Source organism: Dyadobacter sp. (assembly GCF_051859145.1).
GTDB lineage: Bacteria > Bacteroidota > Bacteroidia > Cytophagales > Spirosomataceae > Dyadobacter.
On the sequence record NZ_JBHYGF010000412.1, the window covers coordinates 3,931 to 23,109 of the forward strand.

The 19,179-nt window shown below is 42.5% G+C and carries 22 protein-coding genes; 11 read left to right on the forward strand and 11 right to left on the reverse strand.

All coding sequences use genetic code 11. The features are described from left to right. From dndC to ACTIE6_RS20515, 4 genes are all read left to right on the forward strand, one after another. A partial coding sequence (dndC, locus tag ACTIE6_RS20500; protein WP_439558406.1) for a DNA phosphorothioation system sulfurtransferase DndC occupies positions 1 to 1,037 on the forward strand: 1,037 nt, incomplete at its 5' end. A gap of 143 nt (positions 1,038 to 1,180) precedes the next feature. Then, positions 1,181 to 2,053 carry an HNH endonuclease gene (locus ACTIE6_RS20505; RefSeq protein WP_439558407.1) on the forward strand — a complete coding sequence of 291 codons (873 nt, stop codon included), beginning with the start codon at positions 1,181 to 1,183 and terminating at the stop codon, positions 2,051 to 2,053. A 1,083-nt stretch (positions 2,054 to 3,136) separates the two neighbouring features. Beyond that, complete coding sequence (locus tag ACTIE6_RS20510) at positions 3,137 to 4,039, forward strand: hypothetical protein (protein WP_439558408.1); 903 nt, start codon at positions 3,137 to 3,139, stop codon at positions 4,037 to 4,039. After that, complete coding sequence (locus ACTIE6_RS20515; protein ID WP_439558409.1) at positions 4,023 to 5,018, forward strand: hypothetical protein; 996 nt, start codon at positions 4,023 to 4,025, stop codon at positions 5,016 to 5,018. The genes ACTIE6_RS20510 and ACTIE6_RS20515 overlap by 17 nt, the downstream gene beginning before the upstream one ends. 28 nt (positions 5,019 to 5,046) lie before the next feature. On the opposite strand, the gene ACTIE6_RS20520 is transcribed toward ACTIE6_RS20515, so the two are convergent. Continuing rightward, positions 5,047 to 6,198: a cysteine desulfurase family protein gene (locus ACTIE6_RS20520; protein WP_439558427.1), complete on the reverse strand. Its 1,152-nt coding sequence runs from the start codon at positions 6,196 to 6,198 to the stop codon at positions 5,047 to 5,049. Positions 6,199 to 6,477: 279 nt separating this feature from the next. Between ACTIE6_RS20520 and ACTIE6_RS20525 the strand changes: the two genes are divergently transcribed. Beyond that, the gene (locus tag ACTIE6_RS20525; RefSeq protein ID WP_439558428.1) at positions 6,478 to 6,867 is read left to right on the forward strand and encodes a plasmid mobilization protein; all 390 of its coding nucleotides are present in this window, start codon (positions 6,478 to 6,480) and stop codon (positions 6,865 to 6,867) included. Further along, positions 6,855 to 7,301 (forward strand): relaxase/mobilization nuclease domain-containing protein, encoded by a 447-nt coding sequence (locus ACTIE6_RS20530; RefSeq protein WP_439558410.1) that lies wholly within the window; start codon positions 6,855 to 6,857, stop codon positions 7,299 to 7,301. The genes ACTIE6_RS20525 and ACTIE6_RS20530 overlap by 13 nt, the downstream gene beginning before the upstream one ends. Before the next feature lie 316 nt (positions 7,302 to 7,617). On the opposite strand, the gene ACTIE6_RS20535 is transcribed toward ACTIE6_RS20530, so the two are convergent. After that, entirely contained in the window at positions 7,618 to 8,076 is a 459-nt protein-coding gene (locus ACTIE6_RS20535; RefSeq protein WP_439558411.1) for a hypothetical protein, read from the reverse strand. A gap of 126 nt (positions 8,077 to 8,202) precedes the next feature. Beyond that, a complete protein-coding gene (locus tag ACTIE6_RS20540) occupies positions 8,203 to 8,799 on the reverse strand; it encodes an NAD(P)H-dependent oxidoreductase (RefSeq protein WP_439558412.1) in 597 nt (198 codons plus the stop codon). Positions 8,800 to 8,827: 28 nt separating this feature from the next. On the opposite strand from ACTIE6_RS20540, the gene ACTIE6_RS20545 reads away from it, so the two are divergent. Next, positions 8,828 to 9,190, forward strand: a complete 363-nt coding sequence (locus tag ACTIE6_RS20545) for a winged helix-turn-helix transcriptional regulator (protein ID WP_439558413.1) — start codon at positions 8,828 to 8,830, stop codon at positions 9,188 to 9,190. A gap of 27 nt (positions 9,191 to 9,217) precedes the next feature. Here the strand turns inward: ACTIE6_RS20545 and ACTIE6_RS20550 are convergent, their stop codons facing one another. Then, positions 9,218 to 9,463 (reverse strand): DUF3253 domain-containing protein, encoded by a 246-nt coding sequence (locus ACTIE6_RS20550; RefSeq protein ID WP_439558414.1) that lies wholly within the window; start codon positions 9,461 to 9,463, stop codon positions 9,218 to 9,220. Between the two features lie 113 nt (positions 9,464 to 9,576). Here ACTIE6_RS20550 and ACTIE6_RS20555 point away from each other — a divergent pair, with 113 nt between their 5' ends. After that, positions 9,577 to 10,155, forward strand: coding sequence for a class I SAM-dependent methyltransferase (locus ACTIE6_RS20555; RefSeq protein ID WP_439558415.1), 579 nt, complete (start codon positions 9,577 to 9,579; stop codon positions 10,153 to 10,155). 44 nt (positions 10,156 to 10,199) lie between these two features. Here the strand turns inward: ACTIE6_RS20555 and ACTIE6_RS20560 are convergent, their stop codons facing one another. Then, positions 10,200 to 11,837, reverse strand: coding sequence for an ABC-F family ATP-binding cassette domain-containing protein (locus tag ACTIE6_RS20560; protein ID WP_439558416.1), 1,638 nt, complete (start codon positions 11,835 to 11,837; stop codon positions 10,200 to 10,202). A 134-nt stretch (positions 11,838 to 11,971) separates the two neighbouring features. Between ACTIE6_RS20560 and ACTIE6_RS20565 the strand changes: the two genes are divergently transcribed. Further along, positions 11,972 to 12,220, forward strand: a complete 249-nt coding sequence (locus ACTIE6_RS20565) for a hypothetical protein (protein WP_439558417.1) — start codon at positions 11,972 to 11,974, stop codon at positions 12,218 to 12,220. Positions 12,221 to 12,250: 30 nt separating this feature from the next. Here the strand turns inward: ACTIE6_RS20565 and ACTIE6_RS20570 are convergent, their stop codons facing one another. Together ACTIE6_RS20570 and ACTIE6_RS20575 are read right to left on the reverse strand one after the other, a co-directional pair. Beyond that, a complete protein-coding gene (locus ACTIE6_RS20570; protein WP_439558418.1) occupies positions 12,251 to 12,670 on the reverse strand; it encodes a DUF2809 domain-containing protein in 420 nt (139 codons plus the stop codon). A 44-nt stretch (positions 12,671 to 12,714) separates the two neighbouring features. Continuing rightward, positions 12,715 to 13,002, reverse strand: a complete 288-nt coding sequence (locus ACTIE6_RS20575; RefSeq protein WP_439558419.1) for a hypothetical protein — start codon at positions 13,000 to 13,002, stop codon at positions 12,715 to 12,717. 234 nt (positions 13,003 to 13,236) lie between these two features. Here ACTIE6_RS20575 and ACTIE6_RS20580 point away from each other — a divergent pair, with 234 nt between their 5' ends. Continuing rightward, the gene (locus ACTIE6_RS20580; protein WP_439558420.1) at positions 13,237 to 14,358 is read left to right on the forward strand and encodes a PDDEXK nuclease domain-containing protein; all 1,122 of its coding nucleotides are present in this window, start codon (positions 13,237 to 13,239) and stop codon (positions 14,356 to 14,358) included. A gap of 179 nt (positions 14,359 to 14,537) precedes the next feature. Here the strand turns inward: ACTIE6_RS20580 and ACTIE6_RS20585 are convergent, their stop codons facing one another. Then, positions 14,538 to 15,203 (reverse strand): PDDEXK nuclease domain-containing protein, encoded by a 666-nt coding sequence (locus tag ACTIE6_RS20585; protein WP_439558421.1) that lies wholly within the window; start codon positions 15,201 to 15,203, stop codon positions 14,538 to 14,540. Between the two features lie 139 nt (positions 15,204 to 15,342). Next, the gene (locus ACTIE6_RS20590) at positions 15,343 to 15,864 is read right to left on the reverse strand and encodes a GNAT family N-acetyltransferase (protein ID WP_439558422.1); all 522 of its coding nucleotides are present in this window, start codon (positions 15,862 to 15,864) and stop codon (positions 15,343 to 15,345) included. 41 nt (positions 15,865 to 15,905) lie between these two features. Between ACTIE6_RS20590 and ACTIE6_RS20595 the strand changes: the two genes are divergently transcribed. Continuing rightward, positions 15,906 to 16,424, forward strand: a complete 519-nt coding sequence (locus ACTIE6_RS20595) for an antibiotic biosynthesis monooxygenase (protein WP_439558423.1) — start codon at positions 15,906 to 15,908, stop codon at positions 16,422 to 16,424. Between the two features lie 5 nt (positions 16,425 to 16,429). Here ACTIE6_RS20595 and ACTIE6_RS20600 read toward each other — a convergent pair whose 3' ends face one another. Together ACTIE6_RS20600 and ACTIE6_RS20605 are read right to left on the reverse strand one after the other, a co-directional pair. Beyond that, positions 16,430 to 18,889, reverse strand: coding sequence for an ABC transporter permease (locus ACTIE6_RS20600; protein WP_439558424.1), 2,460 nt, complete (start codon positions 18,887 to 18,889; stop codon positions 16,430 to 16,432). Next, positions 18,886 to 19,179: hypothetical protein (locus ACTIE6_RS20605; protein WP_439558425.1), on the reverse strand; the 294-nt coding region annotated here is incomplete at its 5' end. The genes ACTIE6_RS20605 and ACTIE6_RS20600, both read right to left, overlap by 4 nt.

The window sequence follows — 19,179 nt, forward strand, 5'->3', positions numbered from 1 at the left end:
AAGATACATTCTGGGTAAATTTGATAGGAAAGGGCTATCCGGCACCAAACAATGCATTTAGATGGTGTACCGAAAGGTTAAAGATTAATCCGACCACTCAGTTTATCAAAAGCAAAATTGACGAGCGCGGTGAAGTAATCATTCTGTTAGGTACAAGGACTGACGAGAGCGCAACGCGGTCCCGATCCATGAAGAAACACGCTCTCAAAGGACAAAGATTGCGCAAGCATATGTTGCCAAATGCGTTTGTCTATGCTCCAATCAGCGATCTGGAAACAAGTGAGCTTTGGCAATATCTTATGCAAGTTTCCCCTCCCTGGGGCGGTACACACAAAGAGTTAGTTACATTGTATAAAAACGCAAATTCCGGCGATTGTCCTCTTGTAATAGACGAGAGCACCCCCAGTTGTGGTAATAGCCGGTTTGGATGCTGGGTATGTACGGTAGTAAAACGTGACAAATCCATGGAAGGACTCATTGGAAACGGCGAGGAATGGATGCTTCCATTAGTCGAGTTTAGAGACTATCTTTTTGAATCCAGAGATATCCGCGAAAATCGCGAAAAACGTCGCCGCTTTGAGGCCAAGAATGTGGAGGATGATGAAACATGGGGACCATACGTTGAGGATGTACGTGCTACAATGCTAAGAAAGCTTCTATACGCGCAATTTGAAATTCAGCGAGAACAGGGAGAAACAATGCAGCTAATTTCCCATCAGGAACTAATTGCTATACAAGTAATTTGGTATAGAGAAGGGCTTTTTCAAAATAGCGTTGCCGATATCTACAATAGCATATTTAATACGGAAATTGAAATGAGTAAGCGCGTCTTAAAGATGCGTGAAGAAGAAGCACTTCTACGAGAGATCTGCCAAGATAATCCTGATTATTTCGATCTGATTTTGAGAGCAGTAAAGCTGGTAAAGAGCAGATCAATTCTCATAAAAAAAAGAGGAATTCAGAATGATATCGAAAAACTTCTCGATGACTACATTGACACTAAACTACCGGCTGATAGACAGATAGCAGCGATATGACATCGAGAACGTTTCTACTTTTAATTAAATAAACAAATGCCGTGACCACACATCTTCAAAAATACTTGTACTTGTTCAAGAAACTTAGAGTTGACAGGTCACATGGAATTGCGCCTCACAAGCCTATTCTTCTAATTTCCATAATGCAAGGAATAAGAGATGGCTTAATACAAGGAAACAAGATTTATATAACGCTCGACCTAGTATCACTATTCAATGCAAACTGGAATGCGCTTGTAACATCTCTAAATCATCACTGCCGATTCTTTCTACCATTTTACCATCTTTCAAGTGAACCATTTTGGAAGCTTATTCCAAAGCAAGGATATGAAAATTTAATCCTTCAAAAATCAAGTATAAAGAGTTTTTCGGGCCTAAATGCTTCCATTGATTATGCCGAAATTGATGAAGACCTATTCTATCTGATGCAGAATTCTCTCGACAACAAAATTCTTTACAATTTTCTACTTAACGAATACTTCCCTGAGACAAAGTCAAATATTAGCCAAACATACAAGCACCTCGAAAGCTCTTATTCAAAAATTGAAGGAAAGATCTTAAACGAGCCCTCTGTGGAATATAAAAAGGAAATTCAGCAGCTAATGCTACGGCAAGAGGATGAAGAGATTTTTATTCGCAGCGGAGTCTTTAAAAGAGAAATCCCTAAAATATACAACAATACATGTTGTATTTCAAACATGAGAATAGACGCAAATTTGCCAATTTCTCTCATTGATGCTTGTCATATCGTGCCTTTTTCGAAAAGTTACAATGACACGATTTCTAATGGAATTGCCTTGTGTCCAAACTTGCATAGGGCATTTGACCGCGGGTTGATATCCATTGACGAAAACTACAATGTTCGCGTCTCTGATATATTTAAAGAGGGTCATAGTGATTATTCAATAAGAAAGTTTGACCGCAAGCGGATTAATTTACCACGAAATGCCGACTTCTGGCCAGATCGGGAAAACTTAATTTGGCATGGAAGGCATGTTTTTCAGACTCCAAAATAGCAAACTTAATATTTCATCGATGAGAACTAATATTAAACAGACTGATATCGAATTAATCGACCTCGGTAGTCCACTGACTCTAAAAAAAAATATCAAATAGCTTAACTTTAAGGATTCAAAAACATAAAGATCATATTGAAAAAGACAAGACTATTATTTCAAACAATTTGTCATATTTTAATACTATGAACGAAGCGCATGAACGAATAAAAATTAGATTAGCCAAAATCGAGGAACTTGAAGAAATATTAAACTACATTAATTCTACTAATAAACGATGATTATGATAAATGGATTATGCTTACAATCAGACATTTTTAAATAAGTAGTTATTTATTCTAAAAAAGTTCAAACATTCTTATCTATTCAATAAGTCATTCAAGAGATTGCATTTGTGCGACGCTAAAACACACAAAATGGCTCAAATGCTTGTACAGTTCTAGGCCAAATAGAATAGAATATAAGTTAGCATCAATTTGCAATTATCAAGCATTTTCAAAAATCAGAAAAAATATATCGAAATTATATCCACACCGTACATCATACGTATATCCCTATAATGAACTAGGAAATATCAGTAAATTAAATATCTACTATTAGTCGCGAATAAAAATTCCTATTTGAACGAAGATCAGTCCATATACTCAAATTAAATAACACTGATGCAAATGAATATAAATACGTTTCAGCAGATTTAAAAATTGTTGCGCTTGACCGATATGTACATATTGCAATTTACAATTACCAGATACATATCAATAAAAGTGCTTGAATCTTCATTTAGATGACGGATCTAAGATATTCATTATTATTTCACCGAAAATAAAAACGACACTTGTCGCGACTTTGTAGCTACGATAATCGAATTCAACATTTAAAGTTTACAGGATGGTCACAATGGAGTAGATAACACCTTCCTACCAAAACTTGAATATAGATCATTTGATGGAACTACTCCGATTTGTTTAGGGCGCCCCCCTCATATAAAGAATCTCCAATTGCAAGAATTAACATTAGATTAAAAGATACAATGCAATATCAGCTACGCGAGAAAATGACTTTTTCCCTGGGGAGCAGTTACTTGTGGTTAAAGACACATCAGATAACAAATATAAAGTTATTGAGGGCAACAGAAGATTATCAGCAGTTAAGATCCTCAATAATCCAAGCTTGGCAGATGTTCAAACGACAAAAGTTCGGACTGCAATAAGTGAAGCAAAGTTTTTTCCTACGGAAGTCCCATGTCTTGTATTTGATTCAGAGAATGAAATACATAATTACCTTGGTTATAGACATATAACAGGCATTAAGGAATGGAGATTATTGGAGAAAGCTCGATATTTAAATGACTTACGTAATAATGTATTTAGTGAGCTAACTCTGATCAAAGCTTCGAGAGAAATAGCAAAAAGTATAGGAAGCAGAATGGATTATGTACGTCGTATCTTAGTCGGATTCCAAGTATATAAGAATATTGAAGACGAAGGCTTTTATCGAATCAGAGATCTCGACGACACAACATTTTATTTCAATTATATCGCCGATAGCCTTAATAAGGAAAATATTAGAAAGTTTATTGGCGTATCTTTTGATCTAGAAGATCCTTTAAGTGAACTTAATCCAGAAAATTTAAAGAAGTGGACACTTTGGTTATTTGAAAAGAATGATCAGAATAAGTCTAGGCTAATTGGCGACAGTCATGATTTGAATATATTAAATAATATCCTAGGAAGTGAAGAGGCCACATTAGCATTCGATTCAAAGGGATTTACGCTAGAAAGAGCCCAGGAACTAACTGGGGAACAGAATAAGCAATTTCTGCAACTAATTAGAAAAGCACTGGATGCACTTGAGAGTGCAGACAAGTTAGCAATAAAAGTTCGTATAGCGTCTATTGATATTGAAGATGACTTAAAAAGTATCAGATTATTAGCGTCAAACGTTTTTCGTACTATTCGCCAGAAAGAAGATGAGGAAGCCCTTTAATGATAAATTGCAAGATTATTTTTTAAATTTAAACATAACAATAAATGGAGACAACAAACCTTCTCAGCACTTAACACACCTATATGCTGATTATGTCGAGGTAATATCATTATTTTCGAATAATAATTATGTATCATCCACTGACGTGCTTGATCGATTTATAGATGAGGGAATAATAAAGAAGCGAAAAAAGAACGACGAGGATCAGGCCGAAAGCAATGACAATCATGAAAGTTGGATAAACCAGATATTTCAAGTCATTGTGGATAGAGTGCACTTATACGAGAGTGACTATCCTTTTGAAACTCTCGATAATAACAAAATACGACTTCGGAATCAACATCTGTTTACAAATAGAAGCAAATTATATTTGTTTTTGCTTCTAGCTTCCAACTTAAACGTTTTTTCGGAATTCGAACCTGAGCTTACGTCTGAATTTGAGATGGTTAGCTTTGAGGCGCTAAAAATGTTCTTACCACCACATGCTGTTGTAAAAAGTTTTGGCAAAAACTCCGACTACCAGGGAAGTGCTATACAAAAAATTCGTTCATTGGCTTCTGATTTAAAAGTAATTACAGATGAACAATTTATTGCAATGATCTCTGAAAGGGGTAATCAGGAAAGAGGCCTTGACTTGATAGGCTGGATACCTTATCTAGATAACGTCCCTAATTCTTTTGCATTATTAGCCCAATGCGCTTGTGGGAAAAAGTGGTTTTCAAAATTAAATGAGTCCAGAAGATTTGAAAAGTACTACAAGTTTCATTGTAATAAACCTATACATTCCATGTTTATCCCCTACTCTTTAATAAATTACCAAAATTCTGAATTTTACCAGGCAGACGAATTCACTGTTGAGACTTTGGTTTTTGAGAGAAAGAGAATTTTAAACTTCATCGTGAATGACCGTTTTTTTGACAGCTATGACTCAAAGTTACTAGTGGAAAAATGCCTGTTATTTGAAGAAGATGTAGTCTAATCAACTTATCGGGCCATTCTATTATGACTTAACTAATATTTGTCATACTCCTCAAAGTTTTGGTCACTGCTGTAACTGAATCAATGACATTAGTTAATTCATGACTGTCATTAAACCGGCCCAAGCTAATCCGCAAACAGGAAAACGCTTCCATTTCAGAAAGTCCATACGCTAAAAGAACATGAGACGGCTCAATAGATGCTGAGGTACAAGCAGAGCCATTGGAAACAGAAATATTTGTTAAGCCCATAATCAGCGCGTCAGAATCGCAACCTTCAAAAAGAATATTGGTTACGTTGTATAACCGGCTTTCCCTGTTTCCGTTGATCTTTGTACCGTCGAGTTGGAGAAGGCTTGATTCCAGCATATCTCTCATAGCACCTATTCTGGCTGAATCGTCTTTCATTTCAATTTTAGCTAAGTCAGCTGCTTTTCCTAGTCCCGCAATTCCCGCTACATTTAAGGTGCCTGAGCGCTTTCCACCCTCATGACCGCCTCCGTGTAGTAATGCCTCCAGCTTAATACGCCAAGGGCGCCTTTGGCGTACGAATAACGCGCCAACGCCTTTAGGCCCATAAAATTTATGTGCAGATAAGGGCATTAGGTCAATACCCAATGTATCTACATCAACCGGCAATTTGCCAACCGCCTGTGTTGCATCGGTCATAAACAAAGCACCGACCTGGTGTGCGAGCTCTGATATCTTTTTGATATCCTGAATGACTCCGGTTTCATTGTTGACTAGCATAACCGACACTAGAATAGTATCTGCTCGCAGTGAGGCTTTCAATACTTCAATATCTAATAGCCCATCTGCTTTGACTGGAAGATATGTGACTTCAAAACCTTTCGTTTCCAGATATCTGCAAACATCAAGAACAGCAGAGTGCTCGGTTTGAACCGTTACGATGTGCTTCCCTTTATTTTGGTAATTTTCAGCAACACCTTTTATGGCGAGGTTAATGGCTTCCGTTGAACCGGAAGTAAATACAATCTCATGGATTTCTGCGCCGATCAAATCTGCAACCTGCTGCCGGGCAGTTTTTACTGCCTCATTAGCCCCCAAACCAAAAGAGTGTGTCGAGGCTGCGTTAGCAAAATTGTCCGTGAGGTATGGCATCATCGTTTCCAGCACTCTTGGGTCGATTCGGGTGGTTGCGTTATTGTCAAGGTAAATCATCATCAATATTGTTACTACTATTTACAAGCTAAGTTAACCTAAATAACCTGCTTATAATTCTTAGGTAAGTCTTACTTCAATAAACTAGATTCACAAATCGGCTCAGCATACGATTTCAAAGACACTGAAATCAAAATGAGCCGCCTGCTTTGCGCGTCTTGCCAGATGTACGATTGTAATACAATCGCCGGTTGCTGCGCACCCGATCTGGCCTTCCCCTTCAAAGTCGGTCCAGGTTTGTGAAGGAGTTTTTAATGTTTGAAGGTAGATAGGATCGTGATGAAAGAAGAAAAATCGAACAAGACAAAGCTTGTAATCTTTCGGTTAACACCTAAAGAATATGCAAATATGGAAGCCAAGCGCAGCCGCACCACCTGTCGGAAATTGAGTGAATTTTTACGGCTTTTGATCTTCAACCGACCGGTAACCGTGATCGAAAGGAACGGTTTGCAAGATCAGATGATTGGAGAACTGTCAGAGCTGCGTGAGGAGCTTAACCGGCTTGGCAACAACTTCAACCAGGCAACCAAACGCCTCAATGCCGTCAACCAAATTTTAGAATTCAGAAACTGGATCGCCAGCTACGAAGCTGAAAAGACATTTCTGTTTTCAGTTCTGGAAAAGATCAAATCGCAAACCGATAAACTGGCAGATCGATGGTTGCAGTGATCCACACCAGCAGCCGCCTTCGAGCTGTGCTGCAATACAATGAGAACAAGCTGGAACAGGGACATGCGGAATGCATTTCAGCTATCAACTATCCCAAAGATGCGGATGCCCTGAGTTTTGACCAAGAGCTGAACCGGATTCAGCGGCAGTTGGCTTTGAACAAAAGGACAAAGGTCAATACGGTTCACGTGTCTCTGAACTTTGATCCGTCGGAAAGGCTGAGCAAAGAACAGCTCGCGGAGATTTCAAAAGCCTATTTAGAAGTTATAGGATTTGAGAAGCAACCCGCCCTCGAGCACACGCTAGACTTGTTAAAAAAGCCCAGAATTAAAAGCATAAAGAGCTTTCTAGGGGATTTTAAAGTTGACAAGTGGAACCTTATCCTATTACTGCTTCTCTCGAAAGTTGCTGGTATTGGTCGTAATTCTCATTAAGCCTTTTCATTAAAACCCAAGAGAACTCTTTCTTATTTAATCGTGGTTGGGTCACGTCTGGACAATGAGTAGTGATCCGTAGTAAGCTTTGTCGCCAGTTCAGAGACCGTCTTCAGGTCCAATTCTTTGCCAAACCGATACGCTACTTTTCCAATCGTAGCTATTAACAGAAAATAAGGCAAGAACATGCGCCAATCATACATTAAACCCGCTATCGAAATAAATGCAGCAATCCAGATAATGCTAGCAATCACACCGGGAGGGTTCAAGATGCGGAGCTTAACACCTAGTTCTCGTTCGAGCTCCTTGACTTTTCTCAACAATCTAACCCGCTAATCCACGCTGCCGCTTCCTCTACATCAATAAAAAAGTGTTCATTTTCGCTGCTGTATAGCGTTTCGTATTTCTCCATTTTTGTAACATCGTGATGGCAATGTGCTGCGGCGATGCATTGGATATTTCTATTTCTGGTAATGACTATCTTCTCGGCTTCTTCGGGAAACATTGCTACGTAACCGACTTTCCAGCCGTAACGCGCGAGGGTAAGCGGAACTATGCTGCGAAAGTACTTATGCACGTTCAGGTCTACTGCATTAAAGCCATGCAGGTTTACGAAAATATTAAAAACGCCGGAATCCGCGACCTGGTCTAGCGCAGCATGTAATGTTTGCTCCCAATGCAGCACATCCTCTTGTTCTACGTTGCCGCTGATTTGTGTAACAATAAGCTGTTGATCAGCGTACCAATTGCTGCTTATGATCGTATTACCCGCCATATTATCTTGTAATTTATGAACCGTTTAATAGTGATAATGCCGGTGATGGTTCTTTTTGTTCTGATCGTCGACAGAAGGCTGTGAACTGTCGACGAAAAGGATAATTGCGCTGGGTTGAAAGATAGTTTACATTGCAGCCAGAAATTCCATATACAATTTCACACCAAGTGAAATATGATTTTCAGAGACGTTGTACTCCATCCCATAAAATGCAAATGGCGGTTGGTAATTAGCCTTGACGTATTCGAAACTTAATTCAAATGGTCTTGTAAGTTCGTCTAATGTATATTTGTATTTACCCGATTTACCTAATTCATCTTCATCCACTCCCAAAGAAATAGCTAATGCTATTTTCTTCCCTTGCATTTGATATCCGCTTTTACTACCATAAGCCCAGCCGTGGGTTAATACTTCGTCAAGCCATTTCTTTAACAATGCAGGACAATTAAACCAGTAATAAGGAAATTGGAAAACGATTTTATCGTATTGTTCAATTAGTTTCTGCTCAGCTAAAACATCTATTTTACCATCCGGATAAACCTCGGCTAACTGATGTACAGTATATTTTTCGGGAAATTTATTAAGCTCCTCAATCCATCTTTTATTTATAACGGATTCACTCATATTTGGATGCGCAACAATTATTAAAGTCTTCATTTGATCATTATTAATTTCAAATACAAAATTAGCAGGTACCACAAGCTTGTGTATATTGCCAGCCAATTGTTAGGTACTATATAAAATGTAAGTAATGAGCGCAATCAAACAGACGTCGACCAACTTCTCGAATAAAGTGGCCCTGAGTGATGAATGTCCCGAAGCTTATGCATCCAATATTATTGGCGGACAATGGACTCTGGTGATATGCTCCTGGCTGTTAAGCGGTAAGCTCAGATTCGGAGAATTAAAGAAGAGATTGCCGAACATTACTGAGCGGATGTTAACCTTACAATTGCGTAAGCTTGAAGAAAATAAAATAATCAGCAGGACCGTGTATGCAGAAGTGCCGCCCCGTGTAGAATATGAACTAACACCGATAGGATACGCATTGGAACCAATCATCAAAGGACTGGAAGACTGGGGTGATCGTCACAAGAAGTTGTTGGGGGAATAACTATTCTAAACTTAGTTTTTGGCAAGCCTACGCAATCTTAATCCGTACCGGCCCTTTGATATGCTTCACATCCACGGGCACTCCCTTCTGGGTGATCACCACACTGCCTTTGTTATGCAAATTAATTGCTACCTCGCGCACATCTTCCATGTGCTTGCGCCAATCGTCAGGAAATAGCATGCGTGCAATTTCAGATGGACAGGTACTTTTCTCAGCACCGCGATGAATGGCAGTGGCCAGGATGGTTGTTGCTATTTTGTCGTAGTGCTGCATGTTTTTTAACAGTAAACATAATCCATTAAAATCTTCTTTGTATCTCGAATGCACGGAGCAAACCTCCATTACTATACCAATTCAACACATGTGATCTAACATCTGAATTTCAAATGGACAAATCAAATGGATACGAATCCCACGCTTCCACCTTCATCCGCTGCCGCTCAAAAGGCATCAATGGAATCGGTGCGCAGTCAGTTCGGAAATGGGCAAGGTCGCTACCGTCAAATGCAACAGTACTGGACGTAGGCTGCGGCACGGGCGATCCGATTTCGCAGACTTTAATTGACGAAGGCTTAACTGTTTACGGCATTGATGCGTCGCCTTCTATGGTTGAAATCTTTAAACAAAACTTCCCAAATAGCCCCGTTGCTTGTGAAGCTGTTGAAGAGTCATCGTTTTTCAATCGCCAATTTGATGCCGTTATTGCCTGGGGGCTATTGTTCCTTATGCCGCAAAAGACGCAGGAAAAGGTAATACAAAAAATGGCCAACGTGCTGCACGTTGGCGGAAAGCTTTTGTTTACGGCTGGTGCTCAAAAAATGGAATGGAAAGATTCCATAACCAAGATGGAATCAATATCGCTCGGAGCGGAGAAATACAGGGAGTTACTAATTGCGTCGGGACTCTCGATTATTGACGAGTTTGATGACGAAGGAAAGAACCATTATTATCATGCAATAAGGTAGAGTGATACATCCTAAGCCAAGATTTTTGGCGAAGCGCATTCCCGCTACTTCGCCAGCTGCAAATCTGCAATACTCTTAATCCTATTTCTTTCCAAAAATGCATCAATCGTCTCGAAATGCTCGATTACGCGTTTGTCTTTGAATTCAAAAACCTTCTGCGATAACCCTTGTAGGAAATCACGGTCGTGGGAAACGAGGACCAATGTGCCGTCAAAGTTTCTCAATGCTTCTTTCAACACATCTTTTGACTTCAGGTCCAAATGGTTGGTAGGCTCATCGAGAATAAGCAGGTTTACAGGTTCCAGAAGCAACTTCACCATCGCAAGGCGGGTTTTTTCTCCGCCCGATAATACGCTTACTTTCTTATCAATATCCTCGCCCTGGAACATAAAAGCGCCCAGGATATTTTTGATCTGGGTTCTTACATCTCCTTCTGCAACTTCGTCCACAGTTTGGAAAATAGTCAGGTTTGGATCCAGCAATGCAGCCTGGTTTTGTGCAAAGTAGCCGACTTTCACATTATGCCCCAACTGACAAGTTCCTTCGACACTGATCTCGCCCATAATCGCTTTGATCATCGTCGATTTTCCTTCCCCATTACGTCCTACAAACGATACCTTTTCGCCTCTCGAAATGGTCATGCTCGCGTTTTTGAATACTACCTGATCTCCGTAGGATTTGGAAACATCTTTCACAGTCACCGGATAGTCGCCTGAGCGCGGCGATGGTGGAAAACGCAATTTCAGTGCTGAATTGTCGATTTCGTCAATTTCTATGATTTCCAGCTTTTCCAGCATACGCTCGCGGGAAGAAACCTGGTTGGTTTTGGAGTAAGTCCCACGGAAGCGTTCGATGAATTGCATATTATCGGCAATCATTTTCTGCTGCTCCTGATATGCCTTGATCTGATGCGAGCGGCGCTCTTCGCGCAGTACCAGGTAGTGTGAGTAATTGGCTTTGTAGTCAAAAATCCGCCCCATTGTTACTTCGATGGTCCGGTTGGTGATGTTATCAATGAAAGCCCGGTCGTGGGAAATTACCATTACCGCATTGGATTTGTTCACCAGAAAGTCTTCCAGCCACATCACCGATTCAATGTCAATGTGGTTGGTAGGCTCATCCAACAAAATGAGATCTGGCTTTTGCAAAAGAATTTTGGCCAGCTCAATCCGCATCCGCCAGCCTCCGCTGAATTCCTTGGTTTGTCTCTGAAAATCCTCTGGTTTGAATCCCAGTCCTTTCAACGCTTTTTCTACCTCAGCGTCGTAATTGACTTCTTCCAGCTGATAATATTTCTCACCTATTTCAGTCACCTTTTCGATGATCGCCATGTACTCGTCACTGTCGTAATCGGTGCGGGTTTCGAGCGCGTGATTGAGTTGTTCCATTTCGGCGCGCATTTCAAATACCTGCTTGAATGCCTTGGCTGCCTCTTCAAAAACAGTACAGTTGTCTTCGGTCAGTAAATGTTGCGGCAAATAGGCGATTACGGCATCTTTGGGTGCACGCACATGGCCGCGGTTGGCTTTTTGTTCACCCGCAATGATCTTCATCATCGTAGATTTCCCCGCGCCATTCTTACCCATTAGGGCGATTTTATCGGTAGGATTGATAGCGAAAGAAACTTCACTAAAAAGCGTTGAACCGCTAAATTCAACGGCCAAATTCTCAACTGTAATCATCGTCTCATTTTTTGAAGGGGCAAAGGTACGACGATGCGATTGTTGATCAACAATGTTGAATTAATTGTTCATCGGCAATGTTTTTTAATAGGAACAGTATTGTTCTTCAGACGATTTTAAAATCAATAAAAAACATGGACTTACGCACGACATTATCAGTAAATGAAAGCTTTATAGAAATGCTGACAGATATCAAAAACCGGGGAGCGAAAGCGGAAATGATCCTGGACATCAACGGATTGGAACGGGCTGAGGGGGTAATCAAAGAAATCCACGCCGACGATCCGAATCCTTACATTGAGCTCGAAGACGGCAGAACTATTGTCGAAAAAACGATTGCTGCGCTGAATGGACTTTTCCGTCCGGAGTATGCGGGCTGCTGACAGCTGCTGTATATTGTAGGGAAAGTAGAATCAGCCGGTTTCTTTGACAGAACGAATTAAAAGAATCTCCACCATCACTGCTATCCCGACCCCTACCGCATAACAAACCAAATCGCTCCAGACGAATGTAAAACCGAGTATCAATCCACCCAGGGGCATTTGCCGGATTGCATCGATCCATGGCGCGTGGTAGAGCTGGCTGAGCTCAATGCATACTGAAAATCCAAGCGCAGCGGCGGCTACCTGCCACGTTGGCCATTTGCAGAAAACAAATGCTAAGCTCAAGAAAACCATCATGGCCCACAACGCATCGCCGACATACAGCTTAATAAATGCATACTGCCCAAGCAAGCGCCGCGACAAAAAACCAGCGAGCATGACGCCGGCTGTCAATAATCCGTAAGCCAATCGGCTCCTGAGCGGAACCCGCGAAGAAGAAATGTTACGCATGGATAAAAAAACAAAAAGGACTGTCGCCAACAGTCCTCCGACTCCTAAACTTTCTCTCCCAACTTCTGGAATCCCTCCACAAGCAAATTCACATCAAAAAGCGCCGACTTCTCGGCCCTATCAAACGGCACATTCGAATGATAAAGCGCCAGATCATGCACCTTTTTAAGCGACTGCGCCAGCTCTTTGTAACCTTGACATTCGATAAGGTACCAAAATTCGGCTTGTGAATCCGTCAGCGGAGCGCTGGCTTTTGATGCGTGACGTGCATCGTGCGTTTGGTTGACTGAATGTTCCTTTGAGTCAACACCTGGTCCATTTGATGTTTGCATTGAAAATGGATTTGAGTGAAATGAAAGGAGAGGTCACCGCAAACATCAACGAAAGAACATCTCGTCCAGGTTTCGGGACTTGCACCCGTGTGCCTCTCCAAGGCCATTTTGGCCTGGATTTGTTTAAAAATTTCATAGATGTTCTTAAAATGTTTGCGGAGCAAATGTAGGGAAAATTCTGGATGGGCGAATTAGACACTCATTGTTGTCGGCATTGCAAAAACCATCGAAAAAATGGATTTTGCAGTAATACCAGCATTAAATCTGATAAAATCCAAAATCCACATTGCTCCACAGCCGCAGAATAATTACCCAAATTATTCTGCGGACAAGATTCTAATTTGGTTGCAAAAAAATGACTCAAAAACAATGAATAACCCAAGCGCGACAGATGCGCAGCAAACATTCAGTGAAATTCTAATTCACATTCAAAGTGCGAGACAAAAAGCCTTTGCGCAAATCAATACGCTGCTGATTGATCTGTATTGGCTGGTTGGAAAAACCATCAGTCAGAAAGTGCAAAGCGAAGCCTGGGGCAAAGGTGTCGTCTCAGAACTATCGCGCTACATTGCCGATAATGCGCCGGATATTAAAGGTTTCAGCGATAAAAATCTCTGGCGCATGAAGCAGTTCTATGAAGCTTACCACGAAGATCAAAAACTCTCACCACTGGTGAGAGAATTGCCCTGGACTCATAACATGGTCATCTTTTCGCGGTGCAAAAGCAGTGAAGAGCGCGAATACTATATCAAATTGGTTTCGGCTAACAAGCTAACCAAACGTGAACTGGAACGCCAAATAGACACTTCGCAATTTGAACGCAGCCTGATTGGTGCAAAACTCTCACCAGTGGTGAGAGAATTACATCCCAACATTGACCTCGCTTTTAAAGACAACTACGTACTCGAATTCTTGGGCTTACCGGAGGTTCATAGCGAAAGTGATCTTCAAAAAGCACTTGCTAGAAATATGAAGGCCTTCATATTAGAGTTAGGGCAAGACTTTATCTTCATGGCTGATGAATACCGTTTACAGGTTGGTAATCAGGATTTTTATATTGACTTGCTGTTTTACCATCGCGGATTATCTGCGTTGGTTGCATTTGAATTAAAAATCGGCAAATTCTCGCCGGAACACATGGGACAGCTTAACTTTTATCTTGAAGCCCTCGACCGCGACGTGAAAAAGTCTCATGAAAACCCGAGCATTGGCGTTTTGCTTTGTCGCGATAAAGATGATGAAGTAGTAGAATATTCTTTATCGCGCAACCTGTCACCGGCTCTCATTGCTCAATATCAATTGCAGTTGCCGGATAAGAAATTAATTCAGGCTAAGCTGCATGAGTTGTTAGCGTAGCAATTGAACGCACATTTAAAAACCATTTTGTTGATGTCAGGAAAGTGGCCATTGTCAAGATTTAATAAAATCTAATCAATGGCCAAGAACATCAAAACGCTATTTTATCAAGCAATTAAAAAATGGAGAAGAGCTAAATTGGGCAGATTAATTCTGAAATATGATCCCTGGGGCATCGTTTAAGCATTCAACTCATTTAACACCAACCTCTGCAACTCCGCCTGCGGCAGTAAAAGCTGATACTCTGCCACGCCAATCGGTTTGTTAATATCTTGCAAGGCGATTTCAACATCAAGGTGATCCTTATCAGCGCAAAGGATAATGCCGATGGAAGGATTTTCATTCTCACTTTTTTCCAGACGGTCGAGCAGGGAAAGATACAGATTCATTTTCCCAACGTATTCCGCTTTAAAACTGCCAATTTTCAATTCGATCGCGACAAGTGAACGCAGGCCGCGGTGAAAGAAAAGCATATCTACAAAATACTCCTTTCCATTGTATGCGAGTCGGCAAAACTGCGACGGCTTGTCGCAGTTTTGATCCGCCTGATAGTACCGCTCGTAAAACCGCTTCATATTCCACAAATTCCGCGGCGACAAGCCCATATCGGGAAACTCGTTTTTCAAATCAACAGCCAATTGTTTGACAACGCCACTGCCATAACCTTCTTCCAGCTGTTTCTCCGATAGCAACTTTCCCGAATTCCAATAAACAGCTTGCCTGCTGCTATTTACCTGACGGGCAATGTGTATACGCGCCGCCTGAATCTGGCTGATTGCCTGGTAAAGTATTTCGTTGTACTCTGCTTCGTTGAAGCTGAGGTGGCTTACTTTGTCTTTGTTCATAAATGTTAGTGTGAAGATTATTGACTTTGAAATTTGTTGAAATGAAAGACAAGTTAGAGTTTTTGACTGTACATGCATTCTCCACGACTAGCAAATGATCCTTCTGATTGCATTGATATTACAGCCACATCAGCCTAATTCACACTACCTCCCGCCGCATCATCACATCCACCTGCTCATCATCTCCAAACCTGAAAATATGCTTGTCAAATGCGACAAATCCATTCTTCTCATAAAACCGGATTGCTTTTAGATTCTCTTCCCAAACACCCAGCCAGATAAACGCCTTCTGCTCAGCACTAGCTACTTCCAATGCTTTATTGTACAGCAGTTGACCAACTTTCTGGCCATGGAAAGTACTTTTAACATAAATGCGTTCGATTTCCAGGGAGGTTGGATCTTGCAGCTCGGTTTGTGCGCGACCGGTGTTTAGCTTCATATAGCCAACAGGATTTCCATTGAGTGAGGCAACGAAAAACTGCGATTCAGGGTTGCTGAGCTCGGCGGCGATCTTGGTTTCACTGAAATTTTCGGTCAGGTATTTGTTCATATCTGCTTCGGTGTTAGCTTCTGCGAATGTTTCGAAAAAGGTTTCTTTGCTGATTTGTTGTACGGTTTGCAGATCTGCAATGCCGACTTTTGTGATGATGATTTGATCCATTACTTCAATTTTTACCTTATACTTCAAACAAAACATTCACCATGCCCATTCACGTCGCCATTACCCGCAAGGTACTTCCCGGAAAAGAAGAGGAGTTCAAAGATGCGTTGCGTCGGTTCCTGGGCGATTCGTTTCTGCATGGCGGCGTGCATGGGGCGTCGATGATCACGGCACTTCCGGGCAGCGAGAGCCGCGAGGTCGGCATATTACGAACTTTTGCCGACCAGGCCGAGCGCGATGCCTTTTACAATTCAAAACTTTTCAAAGATTGGGAGGCTTACGCATCGACGCTGACGGAGGAACCGGTGTACCGCGAGCTCACCGGGCTGGAAGCGTGGTTCCGCTCGCCTGGTGCTCCGCCAAGATGGAAAATGGCAGTCGCAACGCTTTGTGGCGTGTTTCCAACGAGTTTGCTGCTCTCTTATACGATTGGGCCTCTTTTGCAGGAACTACATCCCGCATTGCGGACATTGATTGTAGCTGCTTGTATGGTCGGGCTGCTGACGTGGGTGGTGATGCCGCAGGTGACGAAGTTGTTGAGGCCATGGCTTGTGAGGTAGCCCCCTTAATCCCCCTTTAAATTCTCCAAAGGATTCACCAGCGAAGCCTTCACTGACTGATAACTCACCGTCAACACCGCAATCACAATCGCCAGCAAAGCAGCCAGCGCGAAAACCCACCATTCCAGATCAACGTGATACGCATATTCCTGCAACCATTGGTTCACCGACCACCAGGCTAGCGGGAAGGCGATCAGGTTGGAGATCAGGACGAGTTTCAGGAAATCTTTGGAGAGGAGGGTGGCGAGGCTGAATGAGGAGGCGCCGAGTACTTTGCGGATGCCGATTTCCTTCACACGCTGCTCAGCGGAGTAGGTGGCGAGGCCGAAAAGTCCGAGGCAGGCGATGAAAATGGCGGCTAGGGCGGTCCAGATCATTAGGGTTTGGCGGCGGTAATCTTCCATGTAAAACCGGGCAAGCTGCTCGTCCATGAAGTGGTATTCGAAAGGTTCGTCTCGATCGGCGCGTACCAGTACAGCCTTCAACTTTTCAAGCGTAGCGGGAATGTTGCCCGGTTCGATCCTGGCGGTGTAGTAATCAATAAGTTGAACCGGATTATGATTGTAGCCCAGCACCAGCGGAGCGATCTTTTCCCGCAAAGACTGGAAATGAAAATCTTTGACAATACCCACTACCTTCGCCTTGAACGGTGTTCCATCCTGATACACTTTCTCGAAATCACCCCCACTTTCCGAAACGCCAGGTATTTCGACAAACTGACCGGCTGGATTGGTGATGTTCAGCAGCCGGGCCGCGGTTTCGTTGAGCAGTACAGAAGCTGAATCGGAAGGATTATCTAAGTTGCGGCCTTGTGTCAGTTTGATGTCAAAAGTGTTTAGGAAATCTTTGTCTGCGCCGATGAAGTATGCGACCTCCGGGTCGGTGCCGTTACCCTGCGCATTGACTTTCACTTGCCGGTACGTTTTCCATTCGCCAGGCACCCGCGAAGTGAGAGACACACTTTTCACCGCCGGGATCGCGGCCATTTCTGTTTTGATCGCTTCCGAAGCTTCCCTGGCTTTGCCGGTGTTGATATCAATCACGACAAGCAGATCTTTGTTAAAGCCGAGATTGGTATTATTCATAAACTTCACCTGACGGTAAAGCGCAATCGTCCCGATAATAAGTACAATTGAAACCGTAAACTGGAACACTACTAGTCCTTTCCGAAGTCCCAGACTGCCACTTTGGTTGATTTTCATGCCTTTCAATAAGGCCACCGGCTTGAAACCCGAAAGCAGCAGGGCCGGGTAACTCCCGGAAATAAGGCCGATCAGCACTGTGGCGCCGACTGCCAGCAACCAAACGCGGTAGTTGGTTGATAAACCGAATGAAAGCTGCTTTTCTACAAAATTGTTGAAAGGCGGCAATAGCAGATTCAGACAAAGAACAGCCAGGATAAATGCCAGGCCGGTAATTAGCACAGCTTCGAACAGAAATTGATAAACAAGATTTTGTCTTACCGCGCCAATCGACTTACGCACTCCAATTTCCTTGGCACGATTGGAAGCTCTGGCGGTGGAAAGGTTCATGTAGTTGATGCCCGCAATGAAAAGGACAAAAAGCGACACAAACGAAAACATCCGTACGTAACCCAAATTCCCTTGTGGCATCGCCTCGACATTGGAGTTTCTGGCCCCGTCGATGATATTTTCCGAATGCAAATGCATATCTCTCAAAGCCTGCAAGCTGAAATGCACGCGCGTGCCATTTTCGGGCTTGAAGTTCGCGAGCACCATATTGGTCATTTTGGCGGCGGCTGTCTCCGGCTTCGCGCCGTCTCTCAGCAAAGCATAAACAGAAAAACCGTTGGACGACCAGTCGGCGGCGGTGATGTTTTTGAACTCGTCCGAGTTGGTATTTTCGGAAATAAGGCTGTTGAATGTAAAGCTGGAATTTTTCGGCTGATTTTTTAGAACACCGGTGATCCTGTGCGGCGTGTCGAGATAGCTCCATTGAAGCTGTTTGCCCAGTACCTGCGTGTTCCCAAAAATCCGCATCGCCAGTTCTTCATTAATAACAATCGAATTGGGCTCTTTTAATGCAGTTCTTTTATCACCTAAAATCAATGGGAAATCAAATATTTCAAGAAAGTTCTGATCGGCGATGGTAACTGTTTCCTGAAAATTGACAGGATTTTGTGGGTCTACCAGATTTGCCCTCCCAATGCGGCTCATGCGCGTTGTATTTTCCACTTCCGGAATGCTTTGCTTGGACACTTCCGCCAGTTTGAAGCTCGCGGCCGCAATGGTGGTTTCCTCGCCCTTCACATTCTTATGTTCCACAACCCGGTAAATGCGGTTTGCATTGATATGCTGCTGATCAAATGTCAGTTCGTCAAACAAATACAGACCAATGAGCAAAAAACAGGTAAGTCCGAAAGTGAGGCCGGCTACATTCAGAACGGTGTAAAGCCGGTTCCGGACCAGCGTGCGAATGGCGACGGTGAAGTAGTTTTTGATCATAGCGTCAACAGGAAAAGGGTGCAGGCAGTTTGGTATTCAATTTGCTCCCTTATTGAACAAATTTGTACCACGGGAAAAAGCAGCGAAAGCAATGAAATTTGCGTATTGTGCTGTTCGACAAGGAACATAGGCTGTCCGATAACGGACATTGCCCCACGAATATTTGGCCCGATAAGCCCTGACTTTTGTCCCGGATCACCTACTTGATTTAGATAGCCGACCGTTACTTTTGACCTACACCAAAACCAACAAACCATGAGGACGCTATCATTCAGCATGAACATTACCAT